Genomic DNA, 22,181 nt, shown 5'->3' on the forward strand with positions numbered 1-22,181 from the left:
TGCCCTGCTGCCCGCCGATTGCGGCGGGCAGCGCTGCTCACCAGGTGCGCACTCATGAATACTACGACTGCCAAGCCCCAGCCTGACACGGCTGAGGTGGCGGGCAAGCGCCGCTTGTCCAACCCCGGCTGGTTTCTGGTCACCCCTTCGGTCGCCTTGCTCCTGCTGTGGATGATCGTGCCGCTGGGCATGACCGTGTACTTCTCGCTGATCCGCTACAACCTGCTGTACCCCGGCGAAAACGAATTCGTGGGGCTCGAGAATTTCAGCTTCTTTCTCACCGACGCAGGCTTCATGCCGGGCGCCACCAATACCTTGCTGCTGGTGGGCAGCGTGTTGCTGATCAGCGTGGTGTTCGGCGTATTGATTGCCGCGCTGCTGGAAGCCAGCGAATTTCTCGGCCGCGGGATCGTGCGGGTGATGCTCATCTCGCCGTTCTTCATCATGCCCACAGTGGGCGCACTGATCTTCAAGAACCTGATCTTCCACCCGGTCTCGGGCATTCTCGCCGCGGTGTGGAAGTTCTTCGGCGCCGAACCGGTCGACTGGCTGGCTCATTACCCATTGTTCTCGATCATCGTCATCGTCAGTTGGCAATGGCTGCCGTTCGCCATCCTCTTGCTGATGACTGCCATGCAGTCGCTGGATCAGGAACAGAAGGAAGCCGCGCGGCTGGACGGTGCCGGTGCCCTGGCGATCTTCTGGCACCTGACGCTGCCGCACCTGGCGCGACCCATCGCGGTGGTGGTCATGATCGAAACGATCTTCCTGCTCTCGGTGTTCGCTGAAATCTTCACCACGACCAACGGCGGACCGGGCTTCGCGTCCACCAACCTCGCCTACCTGATCTACAACCAGGCGCTGGTGCAGTTCGACGTGGGCATGGCCTCGGCCGGTGGCTTGATCGCCGTAGTCATCGCCAACATCGCCGCGATCATCCTGGTGCGGATGATCGGCAAAAACCTCACCGACAAGAACTGAAGGCCTGCGCCATGACACTTCAACAATCGCGTCGCCTGCAAAGTCTGGTCCTGGGCTGCCTGGCCTGGGCTATAGCCATCGTGGTGTTCTTTCCGATCTTCTGGATGGTGCTGACCAGCTTCAAGACCGAGATCGACGCCTTCGCCACGCCACCGCAGTTCATTTTCACGCCCACGCTGGAAAACTACCTGCACATCCAGGAACGCAGCGACTACCTGCACTTCGCCTGGAACTCGGTGCTGATTTCGTTCAGCGCCACGGCTCTGTGCATGTTGATCGCCGTGCCGGCCGCCTACTCGATGGCATTCTACGAGACCAAGCGCACCAAGCAGACCCTGCTGTGGATGCTCTCCACCAAGATGCTGCCACCGGTGGGCGTGCTGATGCCCATCTACCTGCTGGCCAAGGGTGCCGGCCTGCTCGATTCGCGCATCGCCTTGATCGTCATCTACACCCTGATCAACCTGCCGATAGTGGTCTGGATGGTGTACACCTACTTCAAGGACATTCCCCGGGAAATCCTTGAAGCGGCACGCCTGGACGGTGCCACCCTGGGTCAGGAAATGCTCCGGGTGCTGTTGCCGATCAGCAAGGGCGGACTGGCTTCGACCGTGCTGCTGTCACTGATTCTGTGCTGGAACGAAGCGTTCTGGTCGCTGAACCTGACGAGTTCCGGAGCCGCTCCCCTGACCGCACTGATCGCCTCGTATTCAAGCCCTGAAGGGTTGTTCTGGGCCAAGTTGTCGGCCGTCTCGACCCTCGCCTGCGCGCCGATTCTCATATTCGGCTGGATCAGCCAGAAGCAGCTGGTGCGCGGCCTTTCCTTCGGTGCAGTCAAGTGACCCTCACATCATTGTGCGGCGCGCCCCTGTGGGAGCGGCTTCTACCCGCGAAGACGCCCGCCCGAACACCACCTCCTTCCAAAGGACCCAACCCATGGCCACTCTGAAAATAAAAAACCTGAAAAAGGGCTTCGAAGGTCTGCAGATCATCAAGGGCATCGACCTGGAAGTGCACGACCGCGAATTCGTGGTGTTCGTCGGCCCGTCGGGCTGCGGCAAGTCGACCCTGCTGCGACTGATCGCCGGGCTCGAAGAAGTGAGCAGCGGCACCATCGAGCTGGACGGCCGCGACATTACCGAAGTGACGCCAGCCAAACGCGACCTGGCCATGGTGTTCCAGACTTACGCCCTGTATCCGCACATGACCGTGCGCAAGAACCTGTCGTTCGCCCTGGACCTGGCCGGCAAACCCAAGGCCGAGGTTGAAAGCAAGGTGGCGGAAGCGGCGCGCATCCTCGAACTCGGCGCCCTGCTCGATCGCAAGCCCAAGCAATTATCCGGTGGCCAGCGTCAGCGGGTTGCGATCGGCCGGGCCATCGTGCGCCATCCGAAGATCTTCCTGTTCGACGAGCCGCTGTCCAACCTCGACGCCGCCCTGCGCGTGCAGACCCGCCTGGAACTGTCGCGCCTGCACAAGGAGCTGCAGGCCACCATGATCTACGTGACCCATGACCAGGTCGAGGCCATGACCCTGGCCGACAAGGTGGTGGTGCTCAACGGCGGCCGTGTCGAGCAGGTCGGTTCACCTCTCGAGCTTTATCATCATCCGGCCAACCTGTTCGTCGCCGGTTTCCTCGGCACGCCCAAGATGGGCTTCCTCAAGGGCAAGCTCAGCCGCGTAGACGGCCAGGGCTGCGAAGTCGCCCTGGACGCCGGCACCCATATCTACCTGCCACGTGTCAGCCAGACGCTGAGCGTGGGCGACACGGTGACCCTGGGCATCCGTCCCGAGCACCTCGACCTTGCCCAACCCGGACAATGCCAACTGGCGGTGACCGCCGACGTCAGCGAGCGCCTGGGCAGCGATACCTTCTGCCATGTCGTCACCGACTCGCAAGAACCGCTCACCCTGCGCATTCGCGGTGATCTGCGCAGCCAGTACGGCGAACGCCTGAGCCTGCTGCTGGATCCCCAGTACTGCCACCTTTTCGACGCCCAGGGCATTGCCGTGGCCAAACCGCTCCAGGCCGCTGCCTGATACAGGACCGATGATGAAACTCAATCGACAGAATCTGCACCAGCTCGCCAAGCATATCCAGTTGCCGACCTACGATCCTGCGACCCGTGCGCATGGCATCGTCCACATCGGTGTGGGCGGCTTTCACCGCGCGCACCAGGCGTTCTATACCGATGCGTTGATGAACACAGGAGAGGCCGAACAGTGGGCGATCTGTGGCGCCGGACTGCGCAGCGAAGACCGCAAGGTCCGCGACGCCCTGGCCGAGCAGGACTTCCATTACACCCTGGTCGAGCTGGGCGATACCCCGGACACCGAAGTGCGCGTGATCGGCGCGATCACCGGCATGCTCCTGGCCGAAGATGGCGCTCAGGCGTTGATCGATAAACTGGCCGAGCCTTCGGTGCGCATCGTCTCGCTGACCATCACCGAAGGCGGCTATTGCATCGATGACAGCAACGGCGAGTTCATGGCCCATTTGCCACAGATCCAGCACGACCTGGCGCATCCGCAGGCACCCGGTACGGTGTTCGGCTTTCTCTGCGCAGCGCTGAGGCAACGTCGCGATGCCGGTATCGAAGCATTCACCGTGATGTCTTGTGACAACCTCCCGCACAACGGCGCGGTTGCCCGCAAGGCGCTGCTGGCGTTTGCCGCACTCCATGACCCAGCGCTGCACGACTGGATCGCCAGCCATGTGCAGTTTCCCAATGCCATGGTCGACCGCATCACGCCAATGACCAGCGATGCGCACCGCGCGCAGCTGCATGAGCGCCACGGTGTCGACGATAGCTGGCCGGTGGTCTGCGAGCCGTTCGTACAATGGGTGCTGGAAGACAAGTTCGGCGCCGGTCGGCCCGCGTGGGAAAAGGTCGGCGTGCAGTTCACCGACGACGTCACGCCCTATGAAGAAATGAAGATCAAACTGCTCAATGGCAGCCACCTGGCCCTGACCTACCTGGGCTTCCTCAAGGGCTACCGTTTCGTTCACGAAACCATGAACGATCCATTGTTCGTGCGCTATATCCGCGCCTATATGGACCACGACGTCACCCCGCAACTGGCGTCCGTTCCCGGTATCGACCTGGAGGGTTACAAGGACACCCTGATCGAGCGTTTCTCCAACCAGGCCATCGCCGATCAACTGGAGCGTGTCTGCTCGGATGGCTCTTCGAAGTTTCCCAAATTCACCGTACCGACCATTAACCGGCTGATCGCCAACGGGCAGAGCACCGAGCGCGCGGCACTCGTGGTGGCGGCCTGGGCGCTCTATCTGGGCGGGGTCGACGAAAACGGCACCCACTACAGCATTCCCGATCCGCGCGCTGCATTCTGCCAGGCACTGGTTGCCGATCCGGCCTCGCTCGCCGAGCGGCTGCTGGGCGTCGAGGAAATCTTCGGCACACAGATCCCGCAGTCGGCGGAGTTCGTGGCCGCCTTCGAACGCAATCTGCACAGCCTGCGTACCCGGGGCGTGCACGCTACCCTGGAACATATGCTGGACGGCAAGGAGTAAGCGGCCATGTTTCTCGGGATCGACTGCGGCACCCAAGGAACCAAGGCGTTGATCCTTGACGCGGACAGTGGCCAGGTCATGGGCCAGGGCTCGGCTTCCCATCACATGATCAGCGGCGAAAACGGCCGTCGCGAACAGGAGACGGGCGACTGGCTCACCGCCTTCGAGCAGGCCACTGCTCAGGCGCTGGCGCAGGCCGGCATCGACGGTCAGCAGATTCTGGGTATTGGCGTGTCCGGGCAGCAGCACGGGCTGGTGTTGCTCGACGCCGATGGTCAGGCGCTGCGGCCGGCGAAGCTGTGGTGTGACACCGAAAGCACGCCACAGAACGAACGCCTGCTGGCCGAGTTGGGCGGTGAACAGGGCTCGCTCGACCGCCTGGGGCTGGTGATCGCGCCGGGCTATACCGTGTCCAAGCTACTCTGGACGCGGGAGCACCATCCAGAGATCTTCGAACGGATCGCCCATGTGCTGCTGCCCCATGACTACCTGAATTTCTGGCTCACCGGGCAGGCCCGCGCCGAGTACGGGGATGCCTCAGGCACCGGTTATTTCAACGTGCGCGAACGCCAGTGGGATCTGGCCCTGCTGCGGCAGATCGACCCCAGCGGCCGTCTGGAAGCCGCGTTGCCGCGGTTGATCGACGCGCACCAGCCGGTGGGCACCATTCGCCCGGGCATTGCTGCACGCTTGGGGATCAATCCGTTGGCGGTGGTCGCCAGTGGCGGGGGCGACAACATGATGGGCGCCATCGGCACGGACAACATTCACCCTGGGGTCATCACCATGAGCCTGGGGTCTTCAGGCACGGTGTACGCTTACAGTGACCGTCCCACCGTGCTGAAGGAACCGTCGGTGGCAAGCTTCTGCTCGTCGTCGGGAGGGTGGTTGCCGCTGATCTGCACCATGAACCTGACCAACGTCACCACAGCGGTGCGCGACCTGCTGCAATTGGACATCAGCGGATTCAATCAAGCGGTAGCGCAGGCGCCGATCGGCGCTGAAGGCATCGTGATGCTGCCGTTCCTGAACGGTGAACGGGTTCCCGCCCTGCCCCACGCCACCGGGTCCGTGCTGGGCTTGACCACCAACAACCTGAACGCTGCGAACCTGTGTCGCGCGTCCGTGGAAGGCACGACCTTCGGCCTGCGCTATGGCCTGGATCTGCTGCGGGCCGGGGGTCTGCAGACTCATGCCATACGCTTGATCGGCGGTGGTTCGAAAAGTCCGGTGTGGCGCCAATTGGTTGCGGACGTCATGGATGCGCCCGTCGTGTGTACCGAGCAGCCGGAAGCGGCAGCCCTGGGCGCAGCCATTCAGGCCGCCTGGTGTGCCGGTCAGGATCCGGACGGACTGGCCGCGTTATGCAAACGCTGTGTGCGGCTGGACGACACCAGCCACACCCAACCTATCGTTTCCAATGTCCTCGCCTACCAGGATGCTTATCAGCGTTACCGCCAGCACATTCCGGTATAACCTGCCGCGCCGCTACACGGTCTAGCGTCACCCCTGTAGCAGTGGCGCGAGCCGCGTCTGAGACGCTGCGGTGGGTCATGTTCACCACGTCGTCCCTGACGCGGCTTGCGCCGCTGCTACAGAGGGAGTGCTCTACAGGTCGGGCTGGATGATTTCGACCCAGTAACCGTCCGGGTCCTTGATGAAGGCGATGCTCTTCATCCGGCCATCGGTCAGACGCTTCTGGAAGTCCACGCCCAACGTTTCGAAGCGCTCACAGGCAGCGTGGATATCCGGCACCGACACACAGATGTGCCCGAAGCCACGGGGATCGCTATTGCCGTCATGGTAGGCGAAATCGGCGTCGTTCTCGGTGCCGTGGTTATGGGTCAGTTCCAGAATGCCCGGCATGGATTTCATCCAGGTGGTACGCGCCTTGTCATCCTCCGGGATGGTCGACTTGTCCACCAGCGCCAGGAAGTACAGGCTGAACTGCGCCTCGGCGAAGTCACGCTTTTCAACCAGACTGAAACCCAATACACGGGTATAGAAATCCAGCGACTTCTCGATGTTCTTGACCCGCAACATGGTGTGGTTGAAAACGAACTGGGATGTGGCGGCTTCAGGTTGCGCGGTAACACCGGGCACATTGTTCAAATGATCGAGGCTCATGAAAGCTCCCTTGAATGAATGGGCAGTAGCTGCGGTTGATGATACGGAACGGTACGGATGATGCCAAACCAGATACGGCAACGAACGCGCGACACGGAGACGCGGGGGGATTGAAACTGGAGGAAAGCGTGAATCGCGGGCAATAAGAAGCCCGCCGAAGCGGGCATTTGGGGCGCTGTTCCATCAGCGGATTTCATAGTGGAACAGTGGCTGTGAAAAGGATGTGAAAACATTGAAGAGCATCTGCTGTTTTTCGTGGCGCTGCCGAACGGTCACGTCCGACTGTATAAAAGCATGCAACTCCAGTGCGATATAACTGTGGCAACCGTAGTTGCGTAAGTGCTGTGCAGGAAGTGTATAAGTCAAAAGCGACGCGGCTTGCGCCGCTGCTACAGAGACCGCGCTCCCCGTAGCATCGGCGCAAGCCGCGTCAGCGGTACACGCGCTCCCCCGTAGCAGCGGCGCAACCCGCGTCAGCGGTAAACGCAATCCCCCGTAGCAGCGGCGCAAGCCGCGTCGGCGGTACACGCGGTGCGCCTGGGTGAACGCGTCGGAGCCTGACGCGGCTTGCGCTGCTGCTACAGGAGCATTACCGGGCGTATCAGGCCGGGGCGGACGTGCGGATCAGGTGATCAAATGCCGAGAGCGACGCCTTGGCGCCCTCGCCGACCGCGATGACGATCTGCTTGTACGGTACGGTCGTCACGTCACCGGCGGCAAAGATACCCGGCAGGTCGGTTTCGCCACGGGCGTCGACCATGATCTCGCCACGGTTCGACAGCTCGATGGTGCCCTTGAGCCAGTCGGTGTTGGGCAGCAGGCCGATTTGCACGAAGATGCCTTCCAGCGCGATTTCGTGATGTTCGCTGCTCTGGCGATCCTTGTAGCGCAGGCCATTGACGCGCTGTCCGTCACCGGTCACTTCAGTGGTCAGCGCACTGGTGATGACCTTGACGTTGGGCAGGCTGTGCAGCTTGCGCTGCAACACGGCGTCGGCACGCAATTGTGTGTCGAACTCGATCAGCGTCACGTGGGCGACGATACCGGCCAGGTCGATGGCCGCTTCCACACCCGAGTTGCCACCGCCGATCACCGCTACGCGCTTGCCCTTGAACAGCGGACCGTCACAGTGCGGGCAGTAGGCCACGCCGCGGTTACGGTATTCCTGCTCGCCCGGCACGTTCATTTCACGCCAGCGTGCGCCGGTCGCCAGGATCAGCGTCTTGGCCTTGAGCGACGCGCCGCTGGCGAAGATCACCTCGTGAGGCGCACCATCCTTGCCCGGCACCAGTTTTTCGGCGCGCTGCAGGTTCATGATGTCCACGTCGTACTGCTTGACGTGCTCTTCCAGTGCGACGGCCAGTTTCGGGCCTTCGGTTTCCTGCACCGAAATGAAGTTCTCGATAGCCATGGTGTCCAACACCTGCCCGCCGAATCGCTCAGCCGCAACACCGGTACGAATACCCTTACGCGCTGCATAGATGGCCGCCGATGCACCGGCAGGGCCGCCGCCGATCACCAGCATGTCGAACGCCTGCTTGGCGTTGAGCTTTTCCGCCTGACGATCACTAGCGCTGGTGTCGATCTTGGCGAGTATCTCTTCCAGACCCATGCGGCCCTGGCCGAAGTTCTTGCCGTTGAGGTAAATGCTTGGCACAGCCATCACCTGGCGTTCTTCGACTTCGGCCTGGAACAGGGCGCCGTCGATGGCCACGTGACGAATGTTGGGGTTGAGCACCGCCATCAGATTCAGTGCCTGGACCACATCCGGGCAGTTCTGGCACGACAGCGAGAAATAGCTTTCGAACAGGAACTCGCCTTTCAGGGCAGCGATCTGTTCGATGACCTCGGCACTGGCCTTGGACGGGTGGCCGCCAACCTGCAGCAGCGCCAGTACCAGCGAGGTGAATTCGTGACCCATGGGGATACCGGCGAAACGCAGGCCGATGTCCGCTCCGGGGCGATTGATGGAGAACGACGGCTTGCGCGCATCGTTACCGTTGTCCAGCAGCGTGATCTTGTCCGACAGTGCATCGATGTCACGCAGCAGACCGAGCAATTCTTGGGATTTCGCGCCGTCATCAAGGGACGCGACGATCTCGATCGGTTGGGTGACCCGTTCCAGATAGGCTTTCAACTGGGCTTTAAGATTGGCGTCCAACATGAGGGCGATTTCCGTTTTGAGTGTTTCGAAGACGACAGTTGCCCGCCAGGGCACCAGGCCCCGCGTGAGCGAGATACTTTTGGAAACGATCATACGAAGGCGATCCGTTACGGAGGTGTTGCGATCCCGTAACGGATGTCGCGATCCCGCGGGAAGTATCCCGCGGGAGACAGCGTGGGAAGCTGCTTAAATCTTGCCAACCAGATCCAACGATGGAGCCAGGGTGGCTTCGCCTTCTTTCCACTTGGCTGGGCACACTTCGCCTGGGTGGGCGGCAACGTATTGGGCAGCCTTGACTTTGCGCAGCAGCTCGGAAGCGTCGCGACCTACACCACCGTCGTTGAGTTCGACGATCTTGATCTCACCTTCAGGGTTGATCACGAAAGTACCACGATCGGCCATGCCGTCAGCTTCGATCAGCACGTCGAAGTTCTTCGAGATGACGTGAGTCGGGTCACCGATCAGCGGGTACTGGATCTTGCCGATGGTGTCGGAAGTGTCGTGCCAGGCTTTGTGGGTGAAGTGAGTGTCAGTCGACACACCGTAGATTTCCACGCCCATTTGCTTGAACGCTTCGTAGTTGTCGGCCAGGTCGCCCAGTTCGGTCGGGCAGACGAAGGTGAAGTCGGCTGGGTAGAAGAATACGACAGACCATTTGCCTTTCAGATCGGCGTCGCTGACCGGCACGAAAGCGCCGTTGTGGTAAGCGGTGGCGTTGAATGGCTTGACTTGGCTGTTGATGATCGGCATCGGTGACTCTCCTTCAGGGGGTTGAAATCGTGTTTGAATTCGATAGGGAGCATCCTAAACACATGCTCGGCCGATAGCTCATTGGCAAACTGGATGCTGGCGATTGGTTTTGCCTATCGAGACTACACATAATAAAGAAGAATTGTGAAAGCGGGGCAATGCTGCAGTGATTTGTAGACTTTTCTCACGTCTGCGCTCACGCCCCCCTTACAGTCATCCCGGGGCACGACAGATAGCATGAAGCCCGCTTTCGCAGATGAGATGAACCAGGTGACTATCAAAACCATCGTGGCCGACGACCATTCGGCTGTTCGACTCGGGCTACGCATCGCACTGGAGCGTGCGCCGCGTTCACGCTTCAACGTGATCGACGAGGCCGAGAATGCCAGCCAGGTCCTCGAATCGTTGCAGCAGCACGCCTGTGATCTGCTGATCACCGACTACCGCATGCCCCAGCAGCAAGGTGGCGACGGCCTGGCCCTGCTGCGTCAGGTACGTCAGCGCTACCCACGCTTGCCGGTGCTGGTGCTGACCACGCTGGACAACCCCATGGTGTTGCGCGCCATTCTCGACACCGGCGCGAGAGGCCTGTACGACAAGCGCGAATGCCTGAGCAATCTGAGCACCGCGGCCTACAGCCTGATGCGTGGCAGCAACTACCTCAGCGCCCGCTTCACCCAGCGCCTTGCCGAACACGAAGTCGACCACCGCGGGGCTCACGAGCGACTGTCGACGCGCGAACTGGAAGTGCTGAAGCTGTTGGTGGGTGGCATGAGTGGGCGTGACGTGGCGGCCCATCTGGAGCGCAGCGAAAAAACCATCAGTCGCCAGAAACGCTGTGCCATGGAGAAATTGGGCATCAGCCACGATGCCGCGCTGCAGGAATACGCCGCCGTGGTTGGCCTGCCGGACTGACCGGCAGGCCGAAGACTCAGGCGCCTACCGGTGTGCGCATGGTCACGAACTCTTCGGCGGCCGTGGGGTGCACGCCAATGGTTTCGTCGAAGACCTGCTTGGTCGCGCCCGCCTTCAATGCGATGGCGAGGCCCTGAACGATCTCGCCAGCGTCAGGACCGACCATGTGGCATCCCAGCACCTTGTCGGTATCGGCATCGACCACCAGCTTCATCAGGGTGCGCTCCTGGCTGTGGGTCAGGCTGAACTGCATGGGCCGGAAACGGCTTTCGAAAATCTGCACCGAATGGCCCTGCTCGCGCGCTTCTTCCTCGGTCAAGCCAACGGTACCGATGTTCGGCAGGCTGAACACGGCGGTTGGAATGTGCTTGTAATCCACCGGGCGATACTGCTCGGGCTTGAACAGCCGACGCGCCACGGCCATACCCTCGGCCAAGGCCACAGGCGTGAGCTGTACCCGTCCGATCACATCACCCAACGCCAGAATCGATGGCTCGGTGGTCTGGAACTGCTCGTCGACCTGGATGAACCCCTTGTCGTCCAGCTTCACACCGGTGTTCTCCAGCCCCAGGTTGTCCAGCATCGGGCGGCGTCCGGTGGCGTAGAACACGCAATCGGCTGCCAACTCGCGGCCGTCCTTGAGGGTGACGTTGAGACTGCCGTCATCGAGCTTGTCGATGCGGGCAATGTCGGCATTGAACTGCAGGTTCATGCCGCGCTTGGTCAGCTCTTCGCTCAAGTGCTTGCGCACCGAACCATCGAAGCCACGCAAGAACATCTCGCCGCGGTACAGCAAGGTGGTTTCGCTGCCCAGGCCATTGAAGATCCCGGCGAATTCAACGGCAATGTAGCCGCCCCCTACCACGATCACTCGCTTGGGCAACTGCTCGAGGAAAAACGCCTCGTTCGACGTGATGGCATGCTCGCGACCGGGCACGTCGGGGACCTGCGGCCAGCCACCGGTTGCCACGAGGATGTGCTCGGCGCTGAAGCGCTGGCCATCCACTTCGACCGTGTGCGGGTCGACCAGGCGTGCGTGACCTTCTACCAGCTTGACGCCGCTGTTCACCAGCAGATTGCGGTAGATGCCATTGAGCCGTTCGATTTCCTTGTTCTTGTTGGCGATCAGCGTCGACCAATCGAACGAGGGTTTCTCCAGGCTCCAGCCAAAGCCGCTGGCATGGTCGAAGTCGTCGGCAAAGTGCGCGCCGTACACCAGCAGCTTCTTCGGTACGCAGCCCACGTTGACGCAGGTCCCGCCCAGGTAGCGGCTCTCGGCCACCGCCACCTTCGCTCCGAAACCTGCGGCAAAACGCGCGGCGCGCACACCGCCGGAACCGGCACCAATCACGAATAAATCGAAGTCATAGCTCATGTTGCTCTCCTGGCACCTGCACGACCCGCCACCGGGCCGTGGCCATAAAACGAGAACGCCGCTGTCCGAAGAGCAGCGGCGTCGATCATGCAAGCCGGTGAGGCGTCAGATGAACGCCTTGCCGGTTTTGTAGAAGTTTTCGAAACAGAAGTTGGTGGCGTCGATGTAGCCTTCCGCACCGCCGCAGTCGAAGCGTTCGCCCTTGAATTTGTAGGCCAGTACGCAACCGTTCTGGGCCTGCTTCATCAGGGCATCGGTGATCTGGATCTCGCCACTCTTGCCTGGCTCGGTCTGTTCGATGAGGTCGAAGATGTCCGGGGTCAGGATGTAGCGGCCGATGATGGCCAGGTTCGATGGGGCATCTTCAGGCTTTGGCTTTTCAACCATGCTGGTCACGCGATAGATGTCTTCACGAATCATGTCACCGGCGATCACACCGTACTTGTTCGTTTCCTGAGGATCGACTTCCTGAATGGCGACGATCGAGCAGCGAAACTGGTTGTACAGTTTGACCATCTGCTGCAGCACGCCGTCGCCTTCCAGATTCACGCACATGTCGTCCGCCAGCACCACGGCGAACGCTTCGTCGCCGATCAGTGGACGACCGCTGAGGATGGCGTGGCCCAGGCCCTTCATCTGCACCTGGCGGGTGTAGGAGAAGGTGCACTTGTCGATCAGTTTGCGGATACCGACCAGGTACTTCTCTTTCTCGGTGCCCTTGATCTGGGTTTCCAGCTCATAGCTGATGTCGAAGTGGTCTTCGATCGCGCGCTTGCCGCGACCGGTGACGATGGAGATCTGGTCCAGGCCGGCTTCCAGGGCTTCTTCGACGCCGTACTGGATCAGTGGCTTGTTGACGATCGGCAGCATTTCCTTGGGCATTGCTTTGGTCGCTGGAAGGAAGCGAGTACCGTAGCCGGCCGCTGGAAACAAGCATTTCTTGATCATGTGAGTCCTTACAAAAGAGCAATGCTGACGAGGTACGGCACAGTCGGTTTCAGGCGTCGACTACTTCACAATGTCTGCCGCTGGCCAATTGATTGGTTGATAGAGAAATCCTGATGCATATAGTTCCACTGCAGGGTAAATATTGCTACATCGGTCGAGCAACGGAATTTTTCCTTGCACAACTACCCTTGCCGCTTGCCAGTGTATAGCATTGGGCCACCGCATAGCGGCCCCCTTGTCTACCTGAAGAATCCCGCCCCATGAACACCCTCCTGCGCACTACCCTGTCTTGCATCGCCGTGCTCGCCGTTTCGGCCTGCGCGAGTACTTCCCCCACCATTTTGAAGAACGGCCAACAGGGCTTGAACATCGACTGTTCGGGTCAGGCCATGTCCTGGGACAAGTGCGACGAGCAGGCAAGACTCGAGTGCCCCGGCGGCTACCAGACGGTAGCGACTCAGGGCGTGCCGCGACGTGCGGACGAGGCTGGGCTGGCGGATGCCGACCTGGGCAACTACCAGACCCGCAGCCTGGTGGTGATCTGCAAGTAGGATCGGCTCAGCCGGAAATGCATTTCTCGGCCGCCTGGCGCACGTCAGCCGGGCGCAGAGGCACATTGGACAGGCGCTCGTGCACCTTGATGCTGCTGCCGCCGGAACGATCGTCGACGATCAGCACGGCGGCCGGATCCTTGGAGAGTTTCTGCGGAACGATGATGCGATAGCCGTCGTGTTTCTGTTCGATCACCGACGGTCCGCGGCTGTCGCTCAACTGGGCGACCACACAGGTGGAATATTCCTTGGGGGTCTTGCCGGAAATCACACTCATGGTCTCGGGGCTTTTCTCGATGTCCGTCACGGTGGCACAACCACCGAGCATTACCACTGCCGTCAACCAGGCCCACTTCATGATGCATCTCCGTCATTAAATACCCTGTGACCGCAAGGTCACGAATTTGCTCCATGCATCGGTAGAATTTATCTGCGCGGCGATGCGCATGATATCGTTGCGCTTTTTCGCGCACCTGTAACTGTGGAGAGCCCATGAAATTCGTTCACCAGCGCGAGCACCTCAATGAAGACGATCTGGTTGTCATCGAGTGCTCCCAGCGCTGCAACATCCGCCTGATGAGCGACGCCAATTTTCGCAGCTTCAAGAACGGTGGGCGACATACCTATCATGGCGGCGCGTTCGACACCTTCCCGGCCAAGATCACGGCGCCCAGTACCGGTTTCTGGAACATCACCATCGACACCGCCGGCACCAAGCTGTCGAGCGTGACGCGCAAGAGCACGTTCACCCACAAGATCAAGATCGTGCGCCGCACGGCTTCGAAATTCACCTGATGCAGGGGCACCCATGATCAAGTACGTGATCCGCTACAACCTCGACGGGCAGCGTCGCTGGGATTTCGCGCACCTGGAAACGGGCTCGCTGGAAGAAGCGAAGGCCGCGTTGGTCGCCCTACATGGCGACGCCGCCGCGAACATCAGCGACATCCATATCAGCAAGGCCCTCTGATAGACCTGGATCCGTGGTGTGCCCCTTCGCGGGCAGAGGGCTCGCTCTCCCACAAGGCTATCGTTAACCCTGTGGGAGCGGGCTCTGCCCGCGAAAAGGTCACTGCAGCTCCGCAGGCATTCCGCGGTGTGCTCTTCGCGGGCAGAGGGCTCGCCGCCCGCCCCGCCCCCACAAGGCCTGCCCCGCCAACGCGTCAATGTCCTGAAGACATGAAAACGCGCCGTTGTTATGCATTCTGGTTCGGTGCATATACTCAAACGTCACTTTTACGTCTATTTACAAACTGTTATCTTCCGTCGGCTCTGCTAAGAGTGCGCGACCGTGCGCGTGCTTTTTCTGATGATGCGAAAGACAGCCTGAGAACAGGATCACCATGTACGTTTATGACGAGTACGATCAACGGATCATCGAGGACCGCGTCAAGCAGTTCCGGGATCAGACCCGCCGCTACCTGGCTGGCGAACTGAGCGAAGAAGAATTTCGCCCGCTGCGCCTGCAGAACGGCCTGTACATCCAGCGTTTTGCCCCGATGCTGCGCGTCGCCGTGCCCTACGGCCAGCTGACATCGCGCCAGACGCGCATGATGGCCAAGATCGCTCGCGATTACGACAAAGGCTATGCCCACATCAGCACCCGGCAGAACGTCCAGTTCAACTGGCCGGCCGTGGAAGACATTCCGGACATTCTCGCTGAACTGGCCACCGTGCAGATGCACGCGATCCAGACCAGCGGCAACTGCCTGCGCAACGTCACCACCGACCAGTTCGCCGGCGTTGCCGCCGACGAGGTGATCGATCCACGCCCCTGGTGCGAGATCGTTCGTCAGTGGACCACCTTCCACCCCGAATTCGCCTACCTGCCGCGCAAGTTCAAGATTGCCGTCAACGGCGCCAGCACCGACCGTGCCGCCATCGAGGTGCACGACATCGGTCTTGAGCCCGTGCACAACGCCGCCGGCGAGCTGGGCTTCCGCGTCCTGGTCGGTGGCGGCCTGGGCCGCACGCCGGTAGTGGGCGCGTTCATCAACGAGTTCCTGCCGTGGCAGGACCTGCTCAGCTACCTGGACGCCATCCTGCGCGTGTACAACCGCTACGGCCGTCGTGACAACAAGTACAAGGCGCGCATCAAGATCCTGGTCAAGGCCCTGACGCCGGAAGTCTTCGCCCAGAAAGTCGACGCCGAGATGGAACACCTGCGCGGCGGCAGCACCACCCTGACCGAGGCCGAACTGCACCGCGTGGCCAAGCACTTCGTCGACCCGGACTACAGGGCATTGCCAGATTTCGCGGCTGACCTGGCCCAGCTCGACAGTGAGCACCCCGGCTTCGCCCGCTGGCGTTCGCGCAACACCCTGGCGCACAAGAAGCCTGGCTATGTGGCGGTAACCCTGTCGCTCAAGCCGACCGGCGTCGCCCCCGGCGACCTGACCGACAAGCAGCTCGACGCCGTCGCCGATCTGGCCGACAAGTACAGCTTCGGCCAACTGCGCACGTCTCACGAGCAGAACATCATTCTGGCCGACGTCGAACAGGCCCAGCTGTTCAGCCTGTGGAACGAGTTGCGCGAAGGCGGTTTCGCCACGCCGAACATCGGCCTGCTGACCGATATCATCTGCTGCCCAGGGGGTGATTTCTGCTCCCTGGCCAACGCCAAGTCGATTCCGATCGCCGAATCCATCCAGCGTCGTTTCGATGATCTTGACTACCTGTTCGACATCGGCGAGCTGGATCTGAACATCTCCGGTTGCATGAACGCCTGTGGTCACCACCACGTCGGCCACATCGGCATTCTGGGCGTGGACAAGAAAGGCGAAGAGTTCTACCAGGTGTCCCTGGGTGGCAGCGCCAGCCGCGACGCCAGCCTGGGCAAGATCCTGGGCCCCTCCTTCGCCCAGGAAGCCATGCCCGATGTCATCTCCAAGCTGATCGACGTGTACGTGGAAAAACGCACCGAAGACGAGCGTTTCATCGATACCTACCAGCGGATCGGCATCGACCCCTTCAAGGAGCGCGTCTATGCAGCGAATCATTAAGAACAACGAAGTCGTCGACGAAACCTGGCACCTGCTGCCCAAGGACACCCCGTTCGACGGCATCAGCAACTGCGACGACCTGATCGTGCCGCTGGCCCTGTGGCGCGAACACGGTCCGGCGCTCCAGGCCCGCGATGGCGGCCTGGGCGTGTGGCTGGACAGCGACGAGGAGGCCGAAGAGATCGGCGAGGTGGCCAATCAGTTTCAGGTCATTGCCCTGAACTTCCCGGCATTCACCGACGGGCGCAACTACTCGAACGCACGTCTGTTGCGCGATCGTTATGGCTTCAAGGGTGAACTGCGCGCCATCGGTGACGTACTGCGTGACCAGCTGTTCTACCTGCACCGTTGCGGCTTCGATGCCTTCGCCTTGCGCGCCGACAAAGATCCGTACGAAGCACTGGAAAGCCTCAAGGACTTCTCGGTGACCTACCAGGCGGCCACCGACGAGCCGCTGCCGCTGTTCCGTCGCCGCTGATACCGAGCCGACCATCGCGCCCACAATTGTCGATAGGTGAGCGCGATGGTCACCGGTCCAGTCAAGCCTGCGCCTTGACCACCTCCTGCGACAGCGTTTTGATTAACTCGGCATGCGCCTGGGTCCGCGCCTGAGTGATGGCGTTGTACAGCTGCAACAGCTGCTGTTCGTCCACAGTGACTCTGAGCGGACGCCCTTGTGCACTGCGCCAGTTCGTACTTGGAGCAATCTGGCTCAGGCGCGCGAGTACGGCTGCCAATACAGGTGTGACTTCCTCGGGTAAAGGCGAGCCATCGGTGGCATCCTCGAAATGACTCATGACCTCGGCCCAGAACTGGTCCAGTGTGTCGAATTTCGATTCATAGACCTTGCGCAAATAAACTTCCCAGAAAGGTTGGTCTACCAGCCAGTTGATCAGTGCCTCATCGGTGGCCTGCTCACGGACAGCGGCGCCAACATGCCTGATGGTCCGGGTGGTGAGGTATTCCGCGTACAGTCGAACAGGCTGTGGCCGCAGATCCAGCGTGGCTTGTAAACGATCTCGAAGCATTAAGCGAATTTCCACCTCATCAGGTGGAGGGTTGTCCAGAAATTCGGGCGGGACACTGTCGAACGCAAGCAAGGGGGGCGCCTGGGTTGATTCGCCGGCCAACAAAGCCCGCCGCCTGTTCATGCGTGTCTGGGTGATGGACACTGCGTATTCATCCACCAACGCCGCCTTGTGCAGCTGCCGCGCCAGGCGCAGCAAGGGCGCAAACATGGATGCCCCACCCTCAACCGCACTCGATGCAGCCTGCCACGCTGCCACGCGCGTTTCGAAATCGTCCAAAGCGATACTGATGCCATCCTCGCAGGTTTGGTTGATCAGCGTTGCACGTTCGAACAGCTGCTGGCGCAGATCGACCACTCCCAGTCCATCGCCGGTCGGATGCGCCATGTCCGGCACCACGGCGCGCATCACGTCCCACATCCGCGCTCTGAAACCCTGGGGGTCTTGCTGATAGCCGCCGGTAAATGAGGTCTGGTCCATGATGCGATAGAACGCGCTCGCATTGTCCGAATTGCGATCGGCGTCGATGCGGCTGCGCAGGTCTTCGGGACAGCCAATGAGCCAATCAGTCGACGTCCGGTCAGGCCCTCGAGCGCCTTCAGGAGCACGAAACGGCAGCCCTGCCCTGCGCAACATGTTTTGGCTCTCGGCGTTGAGCGGGTTACCGCCAAAATCGATATAAACCTGACCTCTGAGGTAGGTGCTGCGGGCCCGTACGAATTCCAGCTCGCGAAGCTCGGGCAGTTGCGTCATCAAGTTATGACCCAGGGCAACCACGCGTAACCGCAGGGGCCTGATCTGCATTAACTCGCTCAGTCCCTGCGGCCATTCGGTGAGTCCGCATTCATGCAGGGAAAGGTTGACCAGATTGCGCAGGTGGGTGATGTCCACACTGCCCAACCCATTGACAGATCCGGACAAGTCGAGGGTGTGCAGTCGCGTCAAGCCGGAAAATGCACTGGCGCGTTCCCCTTCCAAGGACAGGAAACAGTCACCCAAACGCAGCGTTTCAAGCTGCGAAAGGGACCCGATGACATTCAACGCGTCGTCGGCGATGCGAAATGTGCCGGATGAAATGTCCAGCAGCTTGAGCCGGTGCAGGTGGCTTAGAGGTTCGAGCATCCGCCCGGTAAGTTCGAATACAGTGAGAGGCAAAGCGGGTTCGCCGAACGCCAGGTGTAGCTGCAGGCTGATCAGCGGACTGCTGCCGTCTTCTCGCCTCAGTGGCTGCAGCAGGTCATCCGTCACCCTGAAGTTGTTGTCGTTCAAGTTCAGATGTTGCAGCGATTTCATGCTTGCGATCTCGGCGGGAATTTCCCGCAGGTGGTTACTGCGCAACGCCAGTGTCCGCAGGTTGGGAAATCGTCCGAGAAAAAACGAAACATCGGTATCGGGTCGTAGATGTTCCAGGTAAAGCTCAGTGGTATGGGAGAAATCGGCGGTGATCACTGGCAGTTCACCCGGAATCAGGTCACGCAGATCCAGAGTCGTGCTTTCCCTGCGCCACGCCCGCACTATCCGCGCCGTCGCATGACGACGTACCGCAAAACCCGTCCCCTCACGCTCCCACTGCTCCAATCCTAGCTGCAACGTACGAAACTCCTGCTCAAGACGACGTATCGCCAGTTCCAGACTTTCATTGGGTCGAGGCAGCGATCCAGCCAGATCGGCGAGATCGTTGTTGTTCATGGAGGGGTACAGACGTCGCAGGCGTGACTGTTGCCGCCAGCCAGGCGTTTGACGGCCGCTCAGTGGATAGCCTACCCCCTGGGGGTCTGAGTACGGCGCCCTGAACCAGGGCTGTACCTGACGCTGGCCCAGCAGCTGGCCAGTATGCGTCCGATTGACCGCTGCTGCTTTTGCGATGCGCTGAGCCAGAGCGTTGGCGTCGCTGCGCGCCAGCTTCAGCGCTTTTATCTCGCGGTCGGGCAGCGCCGCGCAAATCGCCGAGAACAGATCCTGTTGGGCACTCAACTCTTGTTCCAGTGCATCGTAGGCCTGATACACCCCATGCCGACGCACGATGTATTTAACGTCTGGCGCCTGGGCGCCGCCTGACTGTGCCAGCAATTCACCGTTGATCCCCCCGGCGCGCAGTTCGATACGCACCTCACCGGTCCAGCCGGGCAACTGCTCGAGCAGTTTCAGCGCGAGGGTGTCGCGATCCGGGGAGTGCAGGCCAAGTCGTGACAAGCCCTCGCAGGCTTTGGTCAGGCGCTGTTCACGCAATGCCATCAGCGCCTGCTCCGCCATCCGTGTCGGGACTTTGCCGTGCTGGGTCATTCGCAACCTCTCAGCCTCGCTGGCTTGCTCGGCGATCAGGTTCGCCTGGGCATGGGAGAGATTCGGGAAGATGCGCTGCAATTGCGCGCCTGCCTCGGTGAGCTCTGGCGCATGGCGATCGCAGATGGCCTTGGCGATCGTGGTGCGATTGCGCTCCACGCACATGGCCAGGCTTTGGCTGAAGTCGATGGTCTGCCCTTCGACACTGTTGTCGACCGAAGCGCTGAACATCGACGTCCGTTCATCTGCGGTCAATTGAGCCAGCAGTAGCTTTGCCAGGTCGCCATTGCGCCACTCGGCGTGGGTGATCTGCACCGCAGCGCCGTTCCCCTCACCATAGAGCAGCGCCTTACCCTCGGCATCTATGACTCGCACACCCCGTCCACTTGGCCAACCCGGGACCTCTACAGCCAGAGGCAGGCAGAATTCCGCGCCCTCCCCGAGCGGCTGGCGGGTTTTCAACGCGGACACCAGGCGATCCACGTCACCCTGAGCGCGCACCCGCTGCAGACTGTCCAGGACTGCGGGCGGCAGCGGCTGGCGATCGAAATGGGCCTGACGCAATTGAGCTTCGGGAACCCCGCACGCCTCCAGCACCTGCGCCAGTTCGACATCGTTCAAGCGTAGCGCCGGTGCCCCACTGCGTTTGAGCAGCTCGATACCCTGCCATGCCAGCGGTTGCTGGTGAGCGTGGCGCCAGTTACCGTGCCCGTCACGCTCCACCACCGGTCGGTAGCTTTCCCGAGCATGGGGCGAGGCGATTACCCACTGCTGGTTGGCCTGGTCATAGAAATGCCGGTAGTACTGGCCGTCGATATCCACGTAAGCCTGACCACCTACGACATACTGACCGGTGCTGTCGGGCTGCATGTCCTGTGGAATGTCGATATCCGCAGCGTAGCCGGGCAACTCTGGATGGACGAGTCGGTTTCGCCCCCCCGTGTCGACGATGTCCATGGCTTCCATGAACGGCGAACGCGCGAATGCCAATCCCCCAGCGGCCCCTGCAGCGATCATCGCCACGTTCTGCATGACACCGGAAAAATGTTCGAGCGCTTCCTGGCGCTGTCCATGCTGCCAATCGTCCACGCCGATGCACACGTCCTTGACCATTTCGATCAAGCCGTAGGCCGCGACCATTTCGCCGAGCACGGGTACGAAGCCCAGCACGTTGAGAGAGAACATTCCAGCCTCTTTCCACCATGCCAACCGCTGCTCCCAGGCCAACTCGTCTTCATCTTCGACAGGGACCACGAAGGTTCGCGCGTTTTCCGCGATCAGCACCAGGTACTGGTTGTACATCAGCCGTGACAGCGAACCTTGGTAGGGTTCTCGATGCACCCCGATGTCGGCGTTCGGATCCGCTACTGGAGGCTTGGTGAACTGGCCGGGCCAGGGTATGGGGGTGGGAGCAAGTGTGTTGCTCAGCCGTTCGCCAAATGCCTCGTGACTACGGTAAACCATCAGCCCTTTGATGAAGGACACGTAGTCGGGGTGACGCAGCTTTTCGCGCAACGCATCGGCAAATGCCTGTGCCGATGTGTATTGCATGAGCGGGTGCTGCGGCTCGCTGGGGATATAAACCAAACACGGCCCGATACCACTTTGCGCCTCGATGAGAACCGCGCCCTGCAGGCTGTGTCCGGCGAATAGTCGCGTGTGCAGCAGCCGCAGTTGGCAAATGCGCACCGGCTCCCCGGCCCAGCGCAGCTCTTCGTCTGCTTCGGTGGGACGGGTGATCTGGTTGAGAAGGAGGTAGGCCGACTCATCGATATGACCCTGAAGCCTGGCGGCAATGGCATGAGCACCCAATCTGTCGCGCAGCGACTGCATGATTGCCGTCGTCACTTTGCGCTGCTCGCTATCAAGGCTCGGCAAGGTCGAAGACATGGGCCGGAACACCGCCTTGAAATGCGCCTGGTATTGGGCTCCAAGATCCAGATTACGGACCAGGCTGGCAAATTGCTCTGGGGTAACGGCCACCTCATCGGCCTTATTGTGTATATAGCCGATGCCTCCTTGTTCAGTGATATGGGTACCCAGCTTTCCCACCGGGAGAATCAGCGAGTGGACCTCTATGCCTCCGCGGCGCGCTTCATCGGGCTCGAAATTCTGCATTGCGGCCTGCAACAAGGTTTGATGCCGGGGAACGATAAGCCCGCCTGCACCTTGGGTCATGCGGATCAACTCGTGCCGGTCGGCGTCGAGCTTGAGGTGAGGAAACGTGCGATCAAGTGCTGCTTGCAGCAGTGGACGGCAGAATGCTTCGGGGGATTTGAACGCACGTGTCTTTCGATGGGCAGCGTAGGCCGATTTCAGGCTTACTCGTGAAGCCTGTAGGTAGTCCTTCATACGGGCATCAGATGCGTTGCGAAGCCAGGCGGGGAGCGACTTGGCAATGAGGGTGTCCACCGGATGGGGAATCGATGCTGGTTTGGCAATGGTATGGGTCATGACGGTTTCCATGGCAGGACCCACCGCGTGACTGCGGTGGGGCGCTAGGGATTGCACCATCGCCGAGC

Annotated in this window: 18 protein-coding genes; 11 read left to right on the top strand and 7 right to left on the bottom strand. The window is 60.9% G+C overall.

Annotated features, from left to right (window positions below):
- Positions 1 to 54: 54 nt before the first annotated feature.
- The 5 genes from BLV18_RS10970 to xylB all read left to right on the top strand — a co-directional run bounded on the left by BLV18_RS10970 (position 55) and on the right by xylB (position 5,992).
- Entirely contained in the window at positions 55 to 981 is a 927-nt protein-coding gene (locus BLV18_RS10970; RefSeq protein ID WP_090358472.1) for a carbohydrate ABC transporter permease, read from the top strand.
- 11 nt (positions 982 to 992) lie between these two features.
- Complete coding sequence (locus BLV18_RS10975) at positions 993 to 1,823, top strand: carbohydrate ABC transporter permease (protein ID WP_049859462.1); 831 nt, start codon at positions 993 to 995, stop codon at positions 1,821 to 1,823.
- 94 nt (positions 1,824 to 1,917) lie between these two features.
- The gene (locus BLV18_RS10980) at positions 1,918 to 3,021 is read left to right on the top strand and encodes an ABC transporter ATP-binding protein (protein ID WP_090358473.1); all 1,104 of its coding nucleotides are present in this window, start codon (positions 1,918 to 1,920) and stop codon (positions 3,019 to 3,021) included.
- Positions 3,022 to 3,034: 13 nt separating this feature from the next.
- Complete coding sequence (locus BLV18_RS10985; RefSeq protein ID WP_090358474.1) at positions 3,035 to 4,516, top strand: mannitol dehydrogenase family protein; 1,482 nt, start codon at positions 3,035 to 3,037, stop codon at positions 4,514 to 4,516.
- A gap of 6 nt (positions 4,517 to 4,522) precedes the next feature.
- On the top strand, positions 4,523 to 5,992 hold the full coding sequence (xylB, locus tag BLV18_RS10990; RefSeq protein ID WP_090358475.1) for a xylulokinase: 1,470 nt from the start codon (positions 4,523 to 4,525) through the stop codon (positions 5,990 to 5,992).
- A 132-nt stretch (positions 5,993 to 6,124) separates the two neighbouring features.
- Here xylB and gloA read toward each other — a convergent pair whose 3' ends face one another.
- From gloA to ahpC, 3 genes are all read right to left on the bottom strand, one after another.
- On the bottom strand, positions 6,125 to 6,643 hold the full coding sequence (gene gloA, locus BLV18_RS10995) for a lactoylglutathione lyase (protein WP_090358476.1): 519 nt from the start codon (positions 6,641 to 6,643) through the stop codon (positions 6,125 to 6,127).
- Positions 6,644 to 7,244: 601 nt separating this feature from the next.
- On the bottom strand, positions 7,245 to 8,807 hold the full coding sequence (gene ahpF, locus BLV18_RS11000) for an alkyl hydroperoxide reductase subunit F (protein ID WP_049859457.1): 1,563 nt from the start codon (positions 8,805 to 8,807) through the stop codon (positions 7,245 to 7,247).
- Positions 8,808 to 8,993: 186 nt separating this feature from the next.
- Positions 8,994 to 9,557 (bottom strand): alkyl hydroperoxide reductase subunit C, encoded by a 564-nt coding sequence (gene ahpC, locus BLV18_RS11005; RefSeq protein WP_090358477.1) that lies wholly within the window; start codon positions 9,555 to 9,557, stop codon positions 8,994 to 8,996.
- Positions 9,558 to 9,827: 270 nt separating this feature from the next.
- Here ahpC and BLV18_RS11010 point away from each other — a divergent pair, with 270 nt between their 5' ends.
- Positions 9,828 to 10,472 (top strand): response regulator, encoded by a 645-nt coding sequence (locus BLV18_RS11010; RefSeq protein ID WP_167375936.1) that lies wholly within the window; start codon positions 9,828 to 9,830, stop codon positions 10,470 to 10,472.
- A 16-nt stretch (positions 10,473 to 10,488) separates the two neighbouring features.
- Here the strand turns inward: BLV18_RS11010 and gorA are convergent, their stop codons facing one another.
- Together gorA and galU are read right to left on the bottom strand one after the other, a co-directional pair.
- On the bottom strand, positions 10,489 to 11,847 hold the full coding sequence (gene gorA / locus BLV18_RS11015; RefSeq protein ID WP_090358480.1) for a glutathione-disulfide reductase: 1,359 nt from the start codon (positions 11,845 to 11,847) through the stop codon (positions 10,489 to 10,491).
- A gap of 105 nt (positions 11,848 to 11,952) precedes the next feature.
- On the bottom strand, positions 11,953 to 12,795 hold the full coding sequence (galU, locus tag BLV18_RS11020) for a UTP--glucose-1-phosphate uridylyltransferase GalU (protein ID WP_090358482.1): 843 nt from the start codon (positions 12,793 to 12,795) through the stop codon (positions 11,953 to 11,955).
- A gap of 260 nt (positions 12,796 to 13,055) precedes the next feature.
- Here galU and BLV18_RS11025 point away from each other — a divergent pair, with 260 nt between their 5' ends.
- Entirely contained in the window at positions 13,056 to 13,346 is a 291-nt protein-coding gene (locus tag BLV18_RS11025) for a hypothetical protein (RefSeq protein WP_049859453.1), read from the top strand.
- 7 nt (positions 13,347 to 13,353) lie between these two features.
- On the opposite strand, the gene BLV18_RS11030 is transcribed toward BLV18_RS11025, so the two are convergent.
- A complete protein-coding gene (locus tag BLV18_RS11030) occupies positions 13,354 to 13,704 on the bottom strand; it encodes a hypothetical protein (RefSeq protein ID WP_049859452.1) in 351 nt (116 codons plus the stop codon).
- A gap of 134 nt (positions 13,705 to 13,838) precedes the next feature.
- Here BLV18_RS11030 and BLV18_RS11035 point away from each other — a divergent pair, with 134 nt between their 5' ends.
- The 4 genes from BLV18_RS11035 (at position 13,839) to BLV18_RS11050 (ending at position 16,826) form a co-directional block, all read left to right on the top strand.
- Positions 13,839 to 14,141, top strand: a complete 303-nt coding sequence (locus BLV18_RS11035) for a DUF1883 domain-containing protein (protein WP_049859451.1) — start codon at positions 13,839 to 13,841, stop codon at positions 14,139 to 14,141.
- A gap of 13 nt (positions 14,142 to 14,154) precedes the next feature.
- A complete protein-coding gene (locus tag BLV18_RS22370; RefSeq protein WP_090358484.1) occupies positions 14,155 to 14,316 on the top strand; it encodes a hypothetical protein in 162 nt (53 codons plus the stop codon).
- A gap of 373 nt (positions 14,317 to 14,689) precedes the next feature.
- The gene (locus BLV18_RS11045; protein ID WP_090358486.1) at positions 14,690 to 16,348 is read left to right on the top strand and encodes a nitrite/sulfite reductase; all 1,659 of its coding nucleotides are present in this window, start codon (positions 14,690 to 14,692) and stop codon (positions 16,346 to 16,348) included.
- Positions 16,332 to 16,826 (top strand): DUF934 domain-containing protein, encoded by a 495-nt coding sequence (locus tag BLV18_RS11050; protein ID WP_049859449.1) that lies wholly within the window; start codon positions 16,332 to 16,334, stop codon positions 16,824 to 16,826. Before BLV18_RS11045 ends, BLV18_RS11050 begins: the two co-directional genes overlap by 17 nt.
- A gap of 61 nt (positions 16,827 to 16,887) precedes the next feature.
- On the opposite strand, the gene BLV18_RS11055 is transcribed toward BLV18_RS11050, so the two are convergent.
- Positions 16,888 to 22,113, bottom strand: a complete 5,226-nt coding sequence (locus tag BLV18_RS11055) for a dermonecrotic toxin domain-containing protein (protein ID WP_167375937.1) — start codon at positions 22,111 to 22,113, stop codon at positions 16,888 to 16,890.
- Positions 22,114 to 22,181 lie beyond the last annotated feature (68 nt).

Origin of the sequence: Pseudomonas coleopterorum, assembly GCF_900105555.1 — a bacterium.
Taxonomy (GTDB): domain Bacteria; phylum Pseudomonadota; class Gammaproteobacteria; order Pseudomonadales; family Pseudomonadaceae; genus Aquipseudomonas; species Aquipseudomonas coleopterorum.